We start from the raw sequence: 18,433 nt of genomic DNA, 5'->3' as shown, positions 1-18,433 counted from the left end.
GCGCTGCGGACGCCACAAGACAGGTATGCAATGAGCGCTGAATCATCCCTGCCGATCAACGACCTCAAGGAACGGGCGGCGTGGCTGCGACGGCGCGTCTTCGAGATGGTCATGCAGCACAGGGAAGGCCATGTCCCTTCCAGCTTCTCGATGGCCGAGATCCTGACACTGCTCTATTACGGCGGCGTGGCGCGCCTGCGCCGGGGCGCGCCGGATTGGCCGGACCGCGACCGGATCCTGGTCAGCAAGGGTCATGCGGCCCATGCGCTCTATCCCATCCTGGCCGACCTGGACTATTTCGACTCCGCTGAACTCGAGCGCTTCACCCAGCCGGGCAGCTTCCTGGGAATGTATGCAGATAACCGGGTGCCGGGCATCGAAGGGATCTCCGGGTCACTGGGCCATGGCCTGGGGATGGGGGCGGGCTTTGCCCTCTCGGCCCGCATGGAGGGGCGCGACTTCCGCACCTTCGTCGTGCTGGGCGACGGCGAATGCTATGAGGGTTCGGTCTGGGAAAGCGCGATGTTCGCGGCCCATCACGGCCTGGACAATCTCGTTGCGATCGTCGACCGGAATGCGCTCTGCATCCTCGGCCGGACCGAAGATCTGGTCCGCCTCGGCTCCCTGGCGGACAAGTGGCGCAGCTTCGGCTGGGCAGTCGAGGAAGTGGACGGGCACGATCTTGCGGCGCTGCGCGCTGCCATGGACCGGATCGGGAGCACCGACGGCCTTCCCCTGGCCATCGTCGCCAACACCGTGAAGGGCAAGGGGGTATCGTTCATGGAGGGCCGCGCGGAGTGGCACAACCGCATGCCCTCGCCAGAGCAGGAGGCGCAGGCACGACAGGAACTCGGCCTCGCGGGAGCGTCCGGTCATGACTGAGACGCAGACGGCCGCGGCGCCGCCTCCGCTGATGCGGGACGCCTTCATCGACAGGCTCACCGAGGCGGCGGGGCAGCACGACGACATCCTGTTCATATCGGCCGATTTCGGCGCAAAGGCGCTGGACCGTTTCCGGCAGGACCGGGCCGGGCAGTTCCTGCATGCCGGGATCAGCGAGCAGAACATGGTGGACCTCGCCGCCGGTCTCGCGCTGTCGGGCAAGCGGGTCTTCCTCTATGCCATGGCGCCGTTCCTGACCCTGCGCTGCCTTGAGCAGATCAAGGCCACCCTGGCGGCGATGCGCCTGCCGGTCAGCCTTCTGGGCGTCGGTGTGGGGCTGGGCTACGACCATGCCACCCTGACCCATTTCGCGATCGAGGACCTGGCTTGCCTGCGCGCGATGAACGGTATGGAGGTGCTGACCGCCGCCGACGCGCCCTCCGCAGTGGCGATGGCGGATCTCTGCCTCGCCAGCCCGGCGCTTCGCTATGTGCGGCTGGACCGGCAGGGCCTGACGGCGCTCGCCCCACCGCTCGAAAAGGCGGCGGATCTGGCGCCCGGCCTGCGCCAGATTTCCGATGGCGGCGGGATTGCCGTGCTGACCTGCGGCGCACTCTGCCATGCCGCGCTGGAGGCGGCCGCACAGTTGGGCGGGGAAGGCCAGCCGCCAAAGGTGATCGACCTCTACCGCATCAAGCCGCTCTCGGCGCCGGCGCTCCTGGAGGCGCTGCAAGGCTGCCGGGCCATCGTCACGGTGGAAGAGCAGCTGCTCGACGGCGGCTTTGGCAGCGCCGTGGCGGAGACTCTTCTGGACGCTGGCGCGATGCTGCCGATGCGTAGGCTGGGCCTGCGCGACGGCTTCGTGGTCGAGAACGGCCACCGCGATCGGTTGTGGCGTAACTTCGGCATCGACGCCCAGGCCATCGCCCAAGCGGTCCGGGAGATGGCGCCGGCCAGCGCCTGAGGGCGCCCGGTTTGCTGCGACGATGAGCCCGTCCCTCGCCGTCACCTCCCCAAGCTTCTCCCGGCATCCGGTTCTGGGCCCGGAAACCTGTCGGCGATATCCCGCCGCGCGGCTGAACCTGGCCGGGGACCGTCTCTCGGAGAGCGGCCTCGCTGCCTTCGTCGGCGACGCCACCGCGCTGATCGTCGGACTGGAACGGATCGACGAGACGCTGCTGGCGGCCTGCCCGGGTCTGCGCTACGTCGCCAAGTACGGCGTCGGCCTGGACAATATAGACTTCGATGCCTGTGCCCGTCGCCAGGTCAGGGTGGGCTACCGCGCCGGCGTGAATGCCGGAGCGGTTGCCGAACTGGCCCTTGCGCTGGCGATCGGCTTCCGTCGCAACCTGTTCCGGGAGGCCCGCAACATGGCCGGCGGGATCTGGCACAAGGATGGCGGGTTCGGCCTGTCGGAGACCTGCGTGGGCATCATCGGCCTGGGCCATGTCGGCCGCGCCTTCACCCGCCTGCTGCGTGCCGCCGGGGCCCGGGTCCTGGCAACCGACATCGTGGATATCGACGACTGGTGCGCCGCCCACGGAGTTGCGGCGGTGACGCCGGCGGCGCTGCTGCAGGAGGCGCAGATCGTCTCGCTCCACGTTCCCCTGACCGAGCGCACCCGCTTCATGGTCGATGCCGCCTTCCTGGCGCGCATGCGCGCTGATGCGGTCCTGATCAACACCGCGCGCGGCGACGTCGTCGACCTGGATGCGCTTCTCGCCGCGCTGCAGTCGGGCCGGATCGCCGGTGCCGCACTGGACGTCTTCGACGTGGAGCCGCCACACCGGCCAGAGCTGCTGGCCCATCCCGGCATCGTGGCGACCCCGCATATCGCAGGCAACTCGAACGAGGCCGTGCTCGCCATGGGGCGCGCCGCCCTGGACGCACTGGACGAGCTGCTCAGCCAGGATGCGAAGGCCTCGGACCCGCGGCGACAGGCCGCAGAGGCACGCAGCTGATGCCCCGCACGATCGTCTTCGGCGGCGCAGGCTTTCTCGGCTCCCACGTCGTCGACATGCTGCTGGTCCGCGGCCATGAAGTGGTGCTCTTCGATCGCCGCCGATCGTCACATCACGAGGACCGGCGGCTGCAGCAGATCGAGGGCGATATCTGCGACCCGCAGGCCGTCCGGACGGCCATGGAAGGCTGCACCCTGGCCTACAACTTCGCCGGTCTGGCCGACCTGAACCGCTCGATCGAGGAGCCCTACGAGGCGGTCCGCCTCAATGTGCTGGGCAATACAAACATCCTGGAAGGCTGCCGCGGCCAGGGTATCGAGCGCTTCGTCTATGCCAGCACGGTCTATGTCCTGTCCCAGAAGGGAGCAGTGTACGGCGCCACTAAGAAGGCGAACGAACTGCTGATCCAGGAATATGCCACCTACTACGACCTGCCCTTCACCATCATCCGCTACGGCTCGGTGTACGGGCCGCGGGCGGATGCGAGCAACCGGGTGTATCGCATCCTGCGGCAGGCCTTGCGCGCTGGCCGGATCGACTTCCCCGGCGACGGGGAGGAAGAGCGGGAATATATCCATGTGCGCGACGCAGCAAAGCTGTCGGTCGACATCCTTGAACCGCACTACCGGAACCGGCATGTGGTCCTGACCGGCATCGAGCGGCTGAAATACCGGACTTTGCTGGAGATGATCCGCGAGATCCTGAATGACGAGGTCGAGATCGTCTTCAACAACCAGGACTATCGAGGCCACTACAAGCTGACCCCCTACAGTTTCCTGCCCTCACCCGGCGAGAAACTTGTGAACAATCCAAGCATCGATTTCGGGCAGGGCATTCTTGAATGCCTGACGGAGATCCATGCCGAACTACAGGCCGAGCACGAGGTCGACCGGCCCGCCGGCTGAGCCGGCGCTGTCTTCAGGTCCGGGCCGGTGCTTCGCCCAGGCCGTCCGGCTGGTTCAGCACGATCGTGCTGCCGGGCGAGTTGATCCGGATCGGAATCTCCAGGATGCCCTGCATGGCCCGCCGCACGGCCTCTCCATGCTCGGGCTCGACATAGAGCAGCATGAAACCGCCGCCGCCGGCGCCCAGGAGCTTGCCACCCAGCGCACCGGCCGCGCGGGCCCGGTCGTACAGGCTGTCGACGAAGTCCGTGGTGATCGCCTCCGCCAGGCGGCGTTTCACCAGCCATGTCTCGTGCAGCAGCCGGCCGAAATCCCCCAGGTCGCAGCTTTCGTCGCGCAGGATCGCCACGGCGCTGTCGACCTGTCCCATGATCTCCTTCAGTTCCGCACCGCGCCGCGGGATGTTGCCGATCTGCTGGGCCGCGATCTGCGAGGCAGTCCGGGTCAGGCCGGTGAAATAGAGAAGCAGGCGATCGTTCAGGGCTGCCAGCCGCTCCGGCGGCAGACCCAGCGGCTCCACGTCGATATCCCCGGCGGCACCAAAGCGAACCAGGTTCAGGCCGCCATGTGCAGCCCAGACCTGGTCCTGCGAGCCGACCGCCTCCCGCGCCACCGTCTGTTCGATGCGGATCGCCTCCGCCGCCAGTTCGGGCGCCGCCAGGCTGATACCGTTCAGGGTGCGCAGCGCGTTCAGCAGCCCGACTGTGAAGGCTGAGGAGGACCCGATTCCCGAGCGCGCCGGCACATCGCCGTCGTGGTGGACCTCCAGCCCGTGGGCCGGCGGATATTCCTGCAGGACCGCGCGGATCGCCGGATGCTCGATCTCGTGGATCTGCGACACCATCTCGATGCGGCTGTACACGAAGCGATGGCGATGGGTGAAGAACGGCGGCAGGCGGCGCAGCGCGATGTAGCAGTACTTGTCGATCGTGGTTCCGACGACCTGCCCGCCATTGTCGCGATACCAGTCGGGGTAGTCGGTGCCACCGCCGAAGAAGGAGATCCGGAAAGGCGTACGCGAGATGATCACACGGCGGTCCCAGGACGCAGGGCTGCCGCCAACTCCCCGGCGCCGGACAGGGGCGGCGGGCGAGCCACGGCAGGATAGATGGTCGCCGGATCGCAGGCGGCAGCCGGTGCGAAGCCTCGGCGGAGCGACAGCCGGCATGCTATTATAGCCAGCAATGCCGCGCACCCCCCGGAAGTTTCCCCGGGCCGGGTTAGCCCGGCACCAGGCCAGCCGCGGCCATCGCTTCGGAAATCCGCCGGGCACTCTCCGTGCGCTTCTCGTAGCGATACGGGGACATGATGAGTTTGTAGGCCCAGCGCTCCCACGCGGCATGGTGGGCCCGGGCGCCCGCCTCGTCGCCCTCCTCCAATGCCGCCGCAACCAGGGCCGGGCCATAGCCTTCGATGCGTGAAGGCGCCTCCAGGAGCACTTCGCTCAGCGCCTGGCGGAGAAACGAGGCGCTTCCGGCCTTGCCATAGGCCGCCTGCGGCGCGACCTCCCAGATCTCGACGAGCTTGTCTGCCGCCGGGATGTAACCTGGCGATTCCGCCAGGATGTGCCGCACGACAGCGGCTGCGGTCTCCGTGTCACCGGCCGCGGCCGCGCAGCCCGCACCCAGCAGATCTATCAGATACCAGATATTCGCTTCTGCCCGGATGGCGAGGTCGGCCCGGGTTTCGATCCGCCCGGCCAGGATCTCCCGTGCCAGCATATCCGGCAGGACGGCGCCGACTGCGCCGGCATCGGAGACCGATGGGTCGTACCGCAGGTCCGCCCGGCGCGCCTGCGCCGCCTGCACCATGTCTGCCAGCATCGTATCCTCGCCGCAGAATCGCTTCCATTGAAGCAGGCGCTCATAGGTCAGAATCAGCGAGTCCGGACAACGCGCTTGGCCTTCGGCGATCAGGTTCAATGCGGCGGCCGCCATGAGGACCGCTTGAGGCGTCGCCGCGTTGCGTCGCACGGGAACCGGCGCGCCGCCATCCGGCGCGGCCGGGCCGGCTAGGACTGCCAGCTCGGCCTTCAGGCCGGGCTCCAGCTGCAGGTGGTAGCTGTGCTGATGGAAATGGCTGAATGCCAGCGCCAGCTCTGCGAAAAAGCGACTCGAATCCAGCACTGCAAGCGGCTCGGCGGAATGCCGCGCAAGGTGGAGCGCCCGCGTCAGCACATCGCTGAAGGACCCGGACGCAGCGGCGAACTGCCGCACAATGTTGCTGTTCAAGCTAAGCCGCGGGAATTCCTGCGCCGCCCGGCTCCATCCGGATAATGAGGCTGGACTGGCCGCGTCCGCCCTGCCCTGACGGACATGGTTCTCCGGCGCCAGCAACGGTCCGACAAGGGCCAGGTGCAGCATCTGATCGATCGCCGCCAGTTCGGTGCGGGGCCGCGGCCGCGGGCGCCGCTGCACCGGTTGTGCCTCCCTCGGCGCCGTAGCCACTCTGAATGCTGTTTCCACGTCCACGAACAGGTCGGCATGATCCGGATAGGCCCATGCGAAGAACAGCGGATCGTCGGTTACCACAGTCATCCCGCCGTTCAACGCTTCGAAGAAGCGCGGCGAGGGAAGCGCATTGCCCTCCTCGAGCATGGCCGGAATCATGCGCGCCCGCGCAACCAGGCCCTGATAGGTCTCGAACGGAAGCAACCCGTCCGCCAGGACCACGCGATCTGTTGCGATTTCCTCGACGCAGCGGTGGACCAGGGCCTCGCGGCGCGGGGAATAATCCTTCACCAGAGCGCCGCTGAGAAAGATGTCGATACTGGCATCCTCACCCGCCAGCGCGTTCACGGGTTTCATGTCGGAGAGGCGCATGAACATCGGCGTGCGCCGGCCGTACATTCGATGAAGCCGTTCGTGCAGTTCCGGGCCGTAGGCGACCAGGTGGTCGAAACGGCCAAGCTGCTCCGCCATGCGCGGCAGGTTGTGGTGGAAATCGATCATCAGCTTGATGCTGGGAACCGCCGACCGATCGAAGCCCATAGGCAGCATGTCGAGGTCGTCGAAGTAGATGCTGGCGGCGTAGGCGGCATCGGCAGCCGATTGTTCGATCGCCTGAAGGAAAGAGGGTCTGTTGAAGTCGACCCTGATATCCGCACCGTCATGGACCGAGACGGTCCGCACCTGCACGTCCAGCCCATGTCCGTCGAAGTTCTCGGCAGCCTTCGCGATCCGCTCCTGCCAAGCCTGCCAGGCGGTGACGAAATAGAGCCGTACGGCGCCACGCCGCAACACATCGCGGAGCGCGAAGGCAGGACCCGCCGTCAGCGCATAGCGGTCGAGGCAGGCCAGCGCGGCATCCCGGCCCTCCACAAACAGGCAGGCGATCGCCTTCGCGAAAAGGGTGTGGTGCCCGCTGGGCTCAAGGTCCTGGAACAGCCGGTGGCCACCTTCGTGAAACCCTGCCAGGGTGATTGCGGCGGCACGCACCTCCGGCGCGGCATCCGCCCGCCGGGCGGCAACATAGTAGTTTCCGGCGGCAAGAGCCTCTTCCGCGGATCCATAGAGTTCAAGCAGGCGACGCAATTCGTCGGCGCGCGATGATGGATGGCTGCGGCGCAACATGCTTTCTGCGGTTCTCGACGGGGCGGCCCCTCTTCGGGGCCCGCGGAAGGGAGAAGCCGGGAAGGTGCCACAACGATTCCGGGCGCTCAAATGCCGGCAGCTGCATGCCAGTCCCATGCCGGAACGTTCGATGCGTCACCCTTTGCAATCCGGGGCGTGTGACGATACAGCTTTCCGCTTCTCAGACCCGCCCCCGGCCCGCCATCCGGCCGACCCAGGATGATCAAGATGCCCCCTCAGGAGCCGTTCTATCCTCTCGCAGCCTCGCAATGGGACCAGGCGGAACTCGACGCCCTGGCGGAGGTCATCGCCAGCGACATGTTCACCATGGGGGAGCGGGTACGCACCTTCGAGGCGGCCTTCGCCGCGTATCACGGCCGGGCGCATGCGGTGATGGTGAATTCGGGCTCGTCGGCCAACCTGGTCGGGATCGCCAGCCAGTTCTTCACCGACACCCCCCGCCTGCAGCGCGGCGACGAGGTCATCGTGCCGGCACTGTCCTGGAGCACGACCTTCCATCCGCTGCAGCAGTACGGGCTGCACCTGCGCTTCGTCGATATCGACCCGCAGACGCTGAACATCGATCCGGCCGCGCTGGAAGCGGCACTGACCCCGCGCACCCGGATGGTCATGGCGGTCAGCATCCTGGGCAATCCCTGCGACTTCAAGGCCCTGCAGAGCTTCTGCCGGCAGCACGGCCTGCTGCTGTTTGAGGACAATTGCGAATCCCTCGATGCCGGGCTGGGCGGACGCAAGACGGGGACGTTCGGCGATATTTCCACGGCCAGCTTCTTCTTCTCCCACCACATCTCCACGATGGAAGGGGGCATGATGCTGACCGACGACCGGGAGACGGCGGACCTTGCTCGCTGCCTGCGGGCGCATGGCTGGACACGCGACTTGGCTCCGGACAGCCCGGTCTATGCGCGCGGCCGGGACGATTTCTTCGAGGCCTACAAGTTCGTGCTACCCGGCTACAACCTACGGCCGGGCGAACTGCATGCCGCCGTCGGCATGGAGCAGTTGCGCAAGCTGCCCGCCCATACCACGCAGCGCCGCAGAAACCTCGCGCATTTTCAGGCCCGCTTCGGCAACCATCCGGTGGTCCGCATGCAGCGGGAACACGGCGAGAGCTCCGCCTTCTCATTTCCCTTGGTCCTGCGCGACCCCTCGACCGACCGGGGGGCGGTGATGGCCGCACTGAAGGAGGCGGATATCGCCTACCGCATCGTCACCGGCGGCTGCTTCATCCGCCATCCGGCGATCCGCTTCTTCGATCATTCCGTGGTCGGTGACCTGCCGCATGCCAACGAGGTGCATGACCGCGGCTTCTTCGTCGGCAACCTGCCGCGCGACCTGACTGCGCAGATCGACCGTCTGGACGAGACGATCCGGGCCGCAGCAGGATGAGCCACAGGGGGCAGTGAACGACCAGCCATGAGTTCCGGCATGCACATTCTCATCACCGGCGGCGCCGGCTATCTGGGCTCCACCATGGTGCCTGCCCTGCTGGCACAGGGCCACAAGGTGACGGTGCTGGACAGCTTCCAGTTCGGCGAGAACAGTCTAGCCGCGGCCTGCGCCGATCCGGGTTTCGAAGCGGTGCGAGGCGATGCCCGCCAGACGGACGTGCTGCGCCCGCTGCTGGTACAGGCCGATGCGGTCATTCCGCTGGCTGCGCTGGTCGGCGCGCCGCTCTGCGATCGCGACCAGATCGGCGCGGTCACAATAAACCGGGATGCCATCGCGACCATGGTCGACCTGATGTCGCCGGCGCAGCGCCTTCTGATCCCGATCAGCAACAGCGGCTACGGGGTCGGCGAGCCAGGCAAGTTCTGCACCGAAGAGTCACCGCTCCGCCCGGTCTCGCTCTATGGCCGCACCAAGGTCGAGGCGGAGGAGATCGCCCTGGCGCGTGAGAACACGGTGAGCTTCCGCCTGGCGACCGTGTTCGGCATGTCGCCCCGGATGCGCATGGACCTGTTGGTCAACGACTTTGTCTACCGGGCTGTCAGTGACCGGGCCCTGGTGCTTTTTGAGGCCCATTTCAAGCGCAACTATATTCATGTGCGCGATGTCGCCCGCGCCTTCCAGCACGGACTGGATCATTTTGACGAGATGCGCGGCCGCGCGTTCAACGTCGGGCTGTCGGACGCCAACCTGTCGAAATGGGAACTGTGCGAGACCATCGCCCGCCACGTCCCCGGCTTCACCTTCTTGGAAGCACCGGTCGGAAAGGACCCTGACCAGCGCGACTATATCGTTTCCAATGCCCGGATCGAGGCAACGGGATTCCGGCCGGCGCACAGCCTGGACGACGGCATAGTCGAACTGATCAAGGGCTACCGCACCCTGAACGTACACCGCTACAGGAACGTCTGAGCGATGGCAGAGGCGTCCGCATTCCCCGTCGCCGGACAGCGGATCTGGGTGGCAGGGCATCGCGGCATGGTGGGATCCGCGGTCTGTCGAGCCCTGCGGGCGGCAGGTGCCTGGCCGCTGACCGTCGACCGGGCCGATCTCGACCTCACACAGGCGGTGGAGGTGGCGGCCTGGCTGCGACGGGAGCGCCCTGACGGCATCATCGTTGCTGCCGGACGGGTTGCCGGCATCGCCGGCAATGCGGCCCATCCGGCCAGCATGATGCAGGAGAACCTCATGATCGCGCACAGCGTGATCTGGGGTGCGCATCAGGCCGATGTCGCGCGGCTGGCCTATCTCGGCGCCTCCTGCGTCTATCCGCGCGACGCGGCACAGCCGATCGCCGAGGAAAGCCTGCTGACCGGTCCGCTGGAGCCGACGAACGAAGGCTACGCCCTCGCGAAGATTGCGGGCATGCGGCTCTGTGCCTTCCTGCGGCAGGAGTTCGGACGCCGCTATGTCAGCCTCGTCCCGGCCAACCTTTACGGGCGGGGCGACCGCGCCCACGCCGATCCGGACCGGGCCCATGTGATCCCTGCCCTGATGGGGCGCATGCTGGCGGCACGGCAGGCCGGCGCCGCGGAGGTGGAGATCTGGGGGACAGGCAAGGCGGTCAGGGATTTCCTCTATGTCGACGATGCCGCCGAAGCGATCCTGCTGGCCTACGAGCGCTTCGCCGGCCCTGGCCACCTCAACATCGGCTCGGGCAGCGGCACTGACATCGCCACGCTGGCCGGGACCATCGCCGAGGTCACCGGCTTTCGCGGCGCCCTGCGCTTCGACGGGAGCAAGCCGGACGGCATGCCGCGGAAGGTCCTGGATAGCCGGACCAGCTTCGGCCTGGGCTGGCGTCCCACCACCGCCCTGGTCGACGGGCTCCGCCTGACCCTGCAGGACCTGCTGGCGCAGGCGCCGCCCGCCTGACGGGAATGGCCCGGCGGCGATCGCGAACCGCGCTGGCAAGGCCGGCACGGGCATCGCGCCGCAGGCATGATCCCGGCAATGACTGAACCATCCGCAGGCAGTAGATTTGACGGGCATATGCCGGCCTGCTTTCAGGCACCGGGCCGGCCGAACTGAAGCGACAGGCAGGTCGATGCGCGAAAACCATACTGACGATGCTCTACTGCGCTTTGCCTATGGCCAGATGATCGAGCACTTCTCCGACAAGCAGGTACGCGAGGCGGCGGCGGTCAGGGTGCGCGACTTCGTTGCCGCACGCCATCCGGTGCCGGCTTCGCAAGCCCCGGCGGAGAGCCGTCAGGCCGTAGCGGACATGGCCGAGACTGGCGTGCATTTCTTCGAGCCGTTCCTGACCCGGCAGCAATGCATCGAGGTTCTGCGACACATCTCGCAACTGCCCGTCTACGACAACCAGTCCTATAGCGGCAGCAGCCGCACGCCCTTGCTGTTCGAACAGGTCCGCAACACGGTTCCTGTCGCCAGCTACCGCGTCGATCACATCCTGCAGGTGCCTCACCTTCTGGAGGCCGCCCTGTCGCCGGCGATCCGCGACCTGGCTGCCGCCTATCTGGGCTGCATGCCGACCATGTACGGCTGCAACATGTACTGGTCTTTTCCCGGCCACGATCTCGTCCGCGGGGTGCAGCACTTCCATCGCGACTTCGACGATCTCCGCTTCGTCACCCTCTTCATTCTGCTGAACGATGTCAGCGACGCGGCCGGCTCCCACGAGTTCGTGCAGGGCAGCCACCGCCGCGACATCAATCTGGAGCGTTTCGCGAATTGGCATGGGGAGCATGCCCGCAGCGGCGAGGAGGCGGAACTGAAGCAGCAGTACCGTGACCCCCGGATCCTGTTCGCGCCGAACCCCTATATCGACCCGCTGATTCATGCCATCTTTGGCGACCGGATCCTCCGCATTGCCGGCTCGGCAGGCACGACCTTCGCGGAGGACAATTTCGGCTTGCATCGCGGCGTGCCGCCGAAGGGGCCCCGCCTGCTGTTCTGGGCGCGCTACGGCTATGGGCCGAATGCCTACAGTGCCAGAGTGACGCCGGAGCGCGTCCCTGCAAGCTGGCTCCGTTCACGGATCGGCGATGATGAAACGCTGCGCTACCTCACCCGGATGCTCATCGACTGGGACGCGTGATCGCGGTGCAGCCGGTCACTTGCCGGTGACGAAGATCCCAATGCAGTCGGGGTCGCGTGGCGCCCTGGCCGTGCCGACATGCCTGTCCATCTGCATCACATACCAGTCGCCTTGGAAGAACGCCTCGAATCCGTCGTCCTGCAGCAGATGCATTATCGCGAAATGCGCCTCGATCCGGGCGACCCACCAGGCCGCGGGGCGCAATGTCTCCGCAGGCGGCGCATCCTCGCGCGCGGCCGTGCGGATGTAGAAGAACCCGGTTGCGCCCATCAGCGCCGCAGCGCTGCGCAGAACAGTGTCGATATGTGCTTCCGGTATATGTTCCAGGACGTTCACGCAATAGATGAAGTCGCGGCGATACAGAGCGGGCAGCAGCCATAGACAGGCCTCGACGTCGGGCCGCCCCGAGAAGTCGATGCCTGCAGCATCCACGCGGCGGGCTCGGAACCAGTCCCGAGCCTCGCCATTGCCGCAACCCAGGTCCCATAGCGAAGAACGTGCACGGATGCCGAGCTTGGACAGGACAGTCGGAGCCCAGACCAGGCCCGTCGACCGCCCTTCCAGTGCGGCCGCGCGGTTGAGCCGGTCGTGTCGTTCGCGCGCGACGACAGCCTCCTGGTCCAGAATCGGGAAACAGGAGATCGCCGAGCCGGGCGTGACATTGGTGACCCGGGGAAGCGATATGCCGTAGGTTTCCGCCACTGGCCAGAAGAACTTGTTCATCACCGCGGTGTCACGGCTGATCCAGGAAGCAGGACCGTCGAACAATTGCTCGTTGTGATAGCCGTCGCCATGGCCGTCGGCACCAAAAATAAAGATGTCAGCCGCGCCGCCACGCGCCAGCAGGTAAAGCAGGCCGGTGATCGAATTGAAAAGGAAGGGAGCTTCCTCCTGGTAGATCATGCCCTTGCCGAGAAGCTTCCAGCCTTCGAAAGACAGTGCCAGGAAGCCCTGATATGCTGAGTACCAGTCGAGATCCTCTTCGATCCGCTGCTTCGCCGTGCAGTATACGATGTCGAAACCCCGGCCCGGCGGCAGCAGGTCCTCCACCGCCCGAGCCTTGTTCAGGCTGGCGATGATCCACTCCCCGTCCAGACGCAGCAGTTCGTCCAGCCGCGCGTCCCGGACGGACGGACCCTGGAGAAGAATTGCCACACGCTTTCCCGCAACGAGCGCCCTGATTTCCTCGAGCGGAATGAGATACATCTGTTCCCCTTCACCGTCTGAACAATCCTGTCTCCCTGGCCGGGCCGAACCTACAGGAGCGCCGTTTCCTCCGAAAGTTGTCTGGAAGCGGAGGGGCGCGGTCGCGGACAGGATCCCGCCGCCAGCAACCGCACCAGGGTCTTGCCACGCCATGCCAGAACGGCAGTCTGCCACTCTCCAACCCAGCAGCTCCCGCCCGCCGGGCCGGGCGGAAAAGGGCCTGCGCTTCGGACGGTCCCCGTGAGCCCGCCGGTCCCGGACATCGTGGTTCTGGCAGGCGGGCTCGGCACAAGACTGCGCGATGTCGTAGAGCCGGGCCTGCCGAAGCTGCTTGTCCCGATACATGGTCGTCCGTTCCTGGACTACCTTCTGTCGTGGCTGCGGCGCCAGGGCGCGACGCGGGTGACCTTCGCTCTTGGTTATGGTGCCGATCGGATCATCCCCGCACTGCAGCAGCGTACCGGCTGCCTGCCATTCGCCATCGACTGGACCGTCGAAACCGCGCCGCGAGGCACAGCGGGAGCAATCGCCCTGGCGCTGCACGACCGCCCGTCCGGGCCAGGCCTGGTCATCAATGGCGACACCCTGGTCGACATCCACCTGCCGGACTTCTGCGCCGCCTTCCCGCACCAGGCAGAACTCGGCCTGGTCGCCGTAAAGGTCCCCGACGCGGCGCGCTTCGGGCTCCTGTCGCTCGACGCGCAGAACCGGGTGGCCCGGTTCCTGGAGAAGCCGCATGCACGTCCGGCCGGCGGAGGCTGGATCAATGGCGGGATCTACCTGCTGTCCGAACCGGTCATGGCACGCCTCCGCGGCATGGCAGAGGGCTCCTTCGAACGTGACGTCATGATGCGGCTTCCGCCAGGAACGATCTGGGCATGGCCGCAACGCTGCCGGTTTCTCGACATCGGAACGGCGTCCTCCCTCAGCGAAGCCTTCGAGGTGCTCGCGCCGCTTGCCGAAGGCTTTCGCGATGGAGCGCTCTGGCGCGGCTCCGCTACTGTAACGCCGGCGCCGTAGCGCGACGCGGCCTGTGCGGATCGGCTTTCCAGTTCCACGGATGCAGGCAATCCCCTACTCTGCGGCAGGATCAACCTGCACCGGTCGCGGCCTCCCATGCCTGACACGCAGCTGCCCACCCTCTACAACACGGATTCATCCTACTATTCGATGATCGCCCGGCTGGCCCTGGCGGAAGCCGGGATGTCCTACACCTCCCGACCGGTCGACATCCACAGAGGGCGGGAAAACCAGCAGCCCTGGTTCGTGCGGCTGAACCCGGAGATGACCGTGCCGGTCCTCGTCGACGGCGACCGGGTGCTGCCGGACAGCCACCTGATCCTGGATGCGGCCCGGCCGCAGCCGGCGGCCGGCGCGCAGGCCGAACTGCTGTCTCGGCTCTACCGCTTCCCCGTCGACCAGTTCACTTTCGCCTGGCTGATGCGCTGGAACCCGGTCGTGCGCTTCCTGTTTCCGCGCAAGCTGGCGGAGATCCGCGGCGACATGCTGCAGCTGGCGGAGCAGAACCCGGACCTCGGCGATGCTTATCGCAGGCGGGCGGCGGTGTTCGACCAGCGGGTCGCCGCCTTCTCGCAACCGCCGGGCCCGCGCTGGGCCGCCCTGTCGGCCGAGGCCGACGCCCTGCTGGCGGAGATGGACGCGCAGCTGGCACAGGCCGGCCCGCTGTTCGGCGGTGCGGATTTCAATGCGACGGACGTCCTGGCGACCGTCTTCCTGGCGCGGCTGCGCTTCTGCCGGCAGGGGCGCCGCATCGGCGCGCGGCCGGCCGTCGCCGCCTACTGGGACCGGGTGCATGGCCGGCCGAGTTTCCGCCAGGCCGATGTCTGGGACCGGCTGCGCCCCAGCCTGGTCCTGCGCCTGATCGGATAGCGGCCGCGAAGCCACCCCCTGACGGTCCGGAGCGTCGCGCGCTATAGTGCGACCGCCGGCGCGGCCACCGGGCCGGAGATGCGCCACGGCGCGTCGACACCATCTTGCAGGATCCGGAGTTCCATGACCGCCGACCTTCGCGGCCGCGTCCAGCGGCTGACCGAGAGCCGCGTCTTCAACCTGTTCGTCACCGTCGTGATCGTGGTCAACGCCATCACCCTGGGTCTGGAAACCTCGGGTGCCGCGATGGCGGCCGCCGGTCCCCTGCTGACCGTGCTGGACATGGCGGCGCTGGCGGTCTTCGTGGTCGAACTGCTGCTGAAGATCTATGCCCAGCGCCTGCATTTCTTCCGCCAGGGCTGGAACCTGTTCGACTTCATCGTCGTCGGCATCGCGCTGCTGCCGGCGGCGGGCGAGTTCTCGGTGCTGCGGGCACTGCGGGTGCTGCGGGTGCTGCGGCTGATCTCCGTGGTGCCGCAGATGCGGGCCGTGGTCGGCGCGCTGCTGTCGGCCCTGCCCGGCATGGGGTCGGTGATCGCGGTGCTGGCGATCGCCTACTACGTGGCCGCGGTGATCGCCACCAAGCTGTACGGCGCCAGCTTCCCGGAATGGTTCGGCTCCATCGGCAATTCCATGTACTCGCTGTTCCAGATCATGACCCTGGAAAGCTGGTCGATGGGCATCGTCCGGCCGGTGATGGAGGTGCATCCGCTGGCCTGGCTGTTCTTCGTGCCGTTCATCGTGATCACCAGCTTCGCGGTCCTGAACCTGTTCATCGCCCTGATCGTCAACGCGATGCAGTCCGCCCATGACGAGGAGACGCAGGCCGCCCGCGCCGAGATCGAGGCGAAGGCCCATACCGAGCGCGCGGAACTGCTGTCCGAACTGCGGGCGCTGCGGGAAGAGGTCTCGGACCTGCGCGGCACCCTGCAGCAGACCCAGGTCGCGGTAGATCGGGCCGAAGGGGAGCGGGCCGAGGGAGATCAGGGTGCCCGCTGATCAGGGAGCGAGGTAGCGCAGCAACCGCGGGTCGTCGCGGATCTGGTCGGCCGGGCCTTCCAGCGCGATCTCGCCGCGGTCCATGACATAGGCATAGTCGGCGATCTTCAGCGCCAGCTCGACATGCTGCTCGACGATGATGATGCCGATCTCGCTGCGCAGCTTGCCCAGCCGGTCGGCGATCTCCTCGATCACGCCGACCCAGACGCCTTCCGTCGGCTCGTCCAGCATCAGCAGGGTCGGCTTGCCCAGCAGGGCGCGGCTGATCGCCAGCATCTTGCGCTCGCCGCCCGACAGGGTGCCGGCCTGCTGGCCCAGCCGCTCGGCCAGCTTCGGAAAGAAGTCGAGGACGGTGTCGATCGCGCCCTCGTTGCGCTTCGACAGGGCGCCGATGCGCAGATTTTCCCGCACCGTCAGCTTGCCGAACACCGCATGCTCCTGCGGGACATAGCCGATGCCGCGGCGCATCCGCGATTCGGTGGCCTCGTTGGTGGCGTCGCGGCCGTCGAAGGTGATGCTGCCGCCCATCGGCTTCAGCTCGCCGGCCAGGGTCTTCAGCAGGGTGGTCTTGCCGGCGCCGTTGCGCCCCAGCACCGCCACCCCGCCCGAGCGGCCCGCCTTCAGCGACACGTCGAACAGCACCCGGCTGCGGCCATAGCCGGAGGAGAGCTGCTGCACGTCCAGGATGGGGCTTGCCTCAGACACGGGTGGTATAGACCTCCTGCACCTTGTCCGACCGCTCGATCTCCTCGACCGTGCCGCTCTGCAGCACCTGGCCCTGCTGCAGGACGGTCAGGTGGTCGCAGATATCCTTGATGAAATCGAGGTCGTGCTCGACGATCACCAGCGCGCACCATTGCCGGATCGGCTCCAGCAGCTCGCCGGTGACCCGCCGTTCCTCCGGGCTCATGCCGCCGGTCGGCTCGTCCAGCAGCAGGAGCTTGGGCCGCGGCGCCAGCGCCATCGCGATCTCCAGCCATTGCTGCTGGCCGTGGGAGAGCTCCCCCGCCAGGGTGTCGGCATGGTCGGCCAGGCGGAACCGCTCCAGCGCCTCCATCACCTGGTCGTGCAGGGCGCCGCGGGTGCGCGAACGGACCAGGCTCCACACCGTCTCCCGCGTCTGCAGCACGATCAGGACATTGTCGTAGACCGACAGCGACGGCAGCACCGCAGTGATCTGGAACTTCAGCGACAGGCCGGCGCGGGCACGCTCGTAGGGGGTGGCGCGGGTGATGTCGCCGCCGTCGAAGGTGATCGTCCCGGTCGAGGCGAAATGCGCCCCAGCGATCGCCTTCAGCAGGGTGCTCTTGCCCGACCCGTTCGGCCCGATCAGGCCGTGGAAGGTGTTGGACTGGACATCGACATCGACCCCCTCCAGCGCCTTCAGGCCGCCGAAGGTCTTGCCGACACCGCGGACTTCGAGCAGCGCCATCTCAGCGCTTCCTGCCGCTCTTCGGCGGCCGCCCGTAGGAGCCCACCCGCTCGCGATGGCTGACGATGAAGCCGAGCAGGCCGGTCGGCCGGTAGGCGATCACGATCAGCAGCAGCAGGCCCAGGATCGACTGCCAGTAGTTGCGGATCCCCTCCAGGTCGGCGAGCCAGTTGGTCGCCACCTCCACCCCCACCACGCCGATCACCGGACCGATCAGGGTGCCGGTGCCGCCGACGAAGGCATAGAGCACGGCCATGGTGGAGGTCTGGATGCCCAGCATGTCGATGCCGGCATAGCCCTCGTGATAGCTGTAAAGCGCACCGGACAGGCCCGCCACCGCGCCAGCGAAGGTGAAGATCACCGCCTTGAACACCTGCACCCGATAGCCGAAGAAGGCCAGCCGCTCCTCGTTCTCGCGGATGCCGGCCAGGACCAGGCCGAACTGCGACTTCACGATCATCCGGCACAGCGCATAGACCGCTACCAGGAAGGCCAGGGCCAGGTAGTAGAAGTGGTATTCGCCATCGAAGAACTCGAGGCCGCCGAGCATCATGATCTCGATGGAGGAGAGGCCGTTCGCGGCACCGATATAGTTCCAGCCGCCGGCCAGCCGCTCGGCGGCGTAGGAGGCGGTCAGGGTGCCCATGGCGACGAAGATGATCGTCGGCGTGCGGCGCCCCAGCAGCAGGAACCAGGCGATCAGCCCGGCGAAGACCAGGGAAACCAGGATCGCGATCGGTACCGTGACGACCAGCTGCGCCAGTTCCGCGTCGCGGCCCAGAAGGCCGACGACATAGCCGGCGGCGCCGAAGAACAGGCCCTGGCCGAACGCCATGATGCCGGAATAGCCCCAGCACAGGTCGAAGCTGATGGCGAAGATCGCCAGCAGCAGCATGCGGGTCGCCAGGCCGGTCAGGTAATAGGTGTTGTCGAGTGTCAGCTCCAGCACCGCCGGAAGCAGCAGGAAGGCCACCAGCACGACGACCTCGATCACCGGCAGCCGTCGCGCCACCGGCGCGGTCGCTCGCACGGGATCCGGCGCCCGGTCTGTC

17 protein-coding genes are annotated in these 18,433 nt (G+C 67.1%); 11 read left to right on the top strand and 6 right to left on the bottom strand.

Going from position 1 to position 18,433, the window contains the following annotated elements; genetic code table 11:
• Positions 1 to 30: 30 nt before the first annotated feature.
• From ACFOGJ_RS16510 to ACFOGJ_RS16495, 4 genes are read left to right on the top strand one after another with little or no spacing between them, the layout of a single operon-like run.
• Positions 31 to 882, top strand: a complete 852-nt coding sequence (locus ACFOGJ_RS16510) for a transketolase (protein ID WP_379902346.1) — start codon at positions 31 to 33, stop codon at positions 880 to 882.
• A complete protein-coding gene (locus ACFOGJ_RS16505) occupies positions 875 to 1,846 on the top strand; it encodes a transketolase family protein (RefSeq protein ID WP_379902344.1) in 972 nt (323 codons plus the stop codon). The genes ACFOGJ_RS16510 and ACFOGJ_RS16505 overlap by 8 nt, the downstream gene beginning before the upstream one ends.
• A 22-nt stretch (positions 1,847 to 1,868) precedes the next feature.
• The gene (locus ACFOGJ_RS16500) at positions 1,869 to 2,843 is read left to right on the top strand and encodes an NAD(P)-dependent oxidoreductase (RefSeq protein ID WP_379902343.1); all 975 of its coding nucleotides are present in this window, start codon (positions 1,869 to 1,871) and stop codon (positions 2,841 to 2,843) included.
• Positions 2,843 to 3,748 carry an NAD-dependent epimerase/dehydratase family protein gene (locus ACFOGJ_RS16495; protein ID WP_379902341.1) on the top strand — a complete coding sequence of 302 codons (906 nt, stop codon included), beginning with the start codon at positions 2,843 to 2,845 and terminating at the stop codon, positions 3,746 to 3,748. Before ACFOGJ_RS16500 ends, ACFOGJ_RS16495 begins: the two co-directional genes overlap by 1 nt.
• Positions 3,749 to 3,761: 13 nt before the next feature.
• Here ACFOGJ_RS16495 and ACFOGJ_RS16490 read toward each other — a convergent pair whose 3' ends face one another.
• Together ACFOGJ_RS16490 and ACFOGJ_RS16485 are read right to left on the bottom strand one after the other, a co-directional pair.
• Positions 3,762 to 4,778, bottom strand: coding sequence for a GHMP family kinase ATP-binding protein (locus ACFOGJ_RS16490; RefSeq protein WP_379902339.1), 1,017 nt, complete (start codon positions 4,776 to 4,778; stop codon positions 3,762 to 3,764).
• A 190-nt stretch (positions 4,779 to 4,968) separates the two neighbouring features.
• Complete coding sequence (locus ACFOGJ_RS16485) at positions 4,969 to 7,320, bottom strand: hypothetical protein (RefSeq protein ID WP_379902337.1); 2,352 nt, start codon at positions 7,318 to 7,320, stop codon at positions 4,969 to 4,971.
• Between the two features lie 228 nt (positions 7,321 to 7,548).
• Here ACFOGJ_RS16485 and ACFOGJ_RS16480 point away from each other — a divergent pair, with 228 nt between their 5' ends.
• The 4 genes from ACFOGJ_RS16480 to ACFOGJ_RS16465 all read left to right on the top strand — a co-directional run bounded on the left by ACFOGJ_RS16480 (position 7,549) and on the right by ACFOGJ_RS16465 (position 11,854).
• Positions 7,549 to 8,730, top strand: a complete 1,182-nt coding sequence (locus tag ACFOGJ_RS16480; protein ID WP_379902335.1) for a DegT/DnrJ/EryC1/StrS family aminotransferase — start codon at positions 7,549 to 7,551, stop codon at positions 8,728 to 8,730.
• 39 nt (positions 8,731 to 8,769) lie between these two features.
• A complete protein-coding gene (locus ACFOGJ_RS16475) occupies positions 8,770 to 9,702 on the top strand; it encodes an NAD-dependent epimerase/dehydratase family protein (RefSeq protein WP_379902333.1) in 933 nt (310 codons plus the stop codon).
• Between the two features lie 3 nt (positions 9,703 to 9,705).
• Positions 9,706 to 10,665, top strand: a complete 960-nt coding sequence (locus ACFOGJ_RS16470; protein ID WP_379902331.1) for a GDP-L-fucose synthase family protein — start codon at positions 9,706 to 9,708, stop codon at positions 10,663 to 10,665.
• A 172-nt stretch (positions 10,666 to 10,837) separates the two neighbouring features.
• Positions 10,838 to 11,854: a hypothetical protein gene (locus ACFOGJ_RS16465; protein WP_379902329.1), complete on the top strand. Its 1,017-nt coding sequence runs from the start codon at positions 10,838 to 10,840 to the stop codon at positions 11,852 to 11,854.
• 15 nt (positions 11,855 to 11,869) lie between these two features.
• On the opposite strand, the gene ACFOGJ_RS16460 is transcribed toward ACFOGJ_RS16465, so the two are convergent.
• Entirely contained in the window at positions 11,870 to 13,060 is a 1,191-nt protein-coding gene (locus tag ACFOGJ_RS16460; RefSeq protein ID WP_379902327.1) for a methyltransferase domain-containing protein, read from the bottom strand.
• A gap of 240 nt (positions 13,061 to 13,300) precedes the next feature.
• Here ACFOGJ_RS16460 and ACFOGJ_RS16455 point away from each other — a divergent pair, with 240 nt between their 5' ends.
• From ACFOGJ_RS16455 to ACFOGJ_RS16445, 3 genes are all read left to right on the top strand, one after another.
• Positions 13,301 to 14,080 carry a sugar phosphate nucleotidyltransferase gene (locus ACFOGJ_RS16455; protein ID WP_379902325.1) on the top strand — a complete coding sequence of 260 codons (780 nt, stop codon included), beginning with the start codon at positions 13,301 to 13,303 and terminating at the stop codon, positions 14,078 to 14,080.
• A 96-nt stretch (positions 14,081 to 14,176) separates the two neighbouring features.
• On the top strand, positions 14,177 to 14,950 hold the full coding sequence (locus ACFOGJ_RS16450; protein ID WP_379902323.1) for a glutathione S-transferase family protein: 774 nt from the start codon (positions 14,177 to 14,179) through the stop codon (positions 14,948 to 14,950).
• Positions 14,951 to 15,073: 123 nt separating this feature from the next.
• Entirely contained in the window at positions 15,074 to 15,949 is an 876-nt protein-coding gene (locus ACFOGJ_RS16445; RefSeq protein WP_379902321.1) for an ion transporter, read from the top strand.
• Here the strand turns inward: ACFOGJ_RS16445 and ACFOGJ_RS16440 are convergent, their stop codons facing one another.
• From ACFOGJ_RS16440 to ACFOGJ_RS16430, 3 genes are read right to left on the bottom strand one after another with little or no spacing between them, the layout of a single operon-like run.
• On the bottom strand, positions 15,950 to 16,654 hold the full coding sequence (locus tag ACFOGJ_RS16440; protein WP_379902319.1) for an ABC transporter ATP-binding protein: 705 nt from the start codon (positions 16,652 to 16,654) through the stop codon (positions 15,950 to 15,952).
• Positions 16,647 to 17,381 carry an ABC transporter ATP-binding protein gene (locus ACFOGJ_RS16435; protein WP_379902317.1) on the bottom strand — a complete coding sequence of 245 codons (735 nt, stop codon included), beginning with the start codon at positions 17,379 to 17,381 and terminating at the stop codon, positions 16,647 to 16,649. Before ACFOGJ_RS16435 ends, ACFOGJ_RS16440 begins: the two co-directional genes overlap by 8 nt.
• Before the next feature lies 1 nt (position 17,382).
• Positions 17,383 to 18,411, bottom strand: coding sequence for a branched-chain amino acid ABC transporter permease (locus ACFOGJ_RS16430; RefSeq protein WP_379902315.1), 1,029 nt, complete (start codon positions 18,409 to 18,411; stop codon positions 17,383 to 17,385).
• Between the last annotated feature and the right edge of the window lie 22 nt (positions 18,412 to 18,433).

The organism is Marinibaculum pumilum, from assembly GCF_042646425.1.
GTDB lineage: Bacteria > Pseudomonadota > Alphaproteobacteria > Ferrovibrionales > Ferrovibrionaceae > Marinibaculum > Marinibaculum pumilum.
This window is presented reverse-complemented; position numbering and strand designations above follow the sequence as displayed.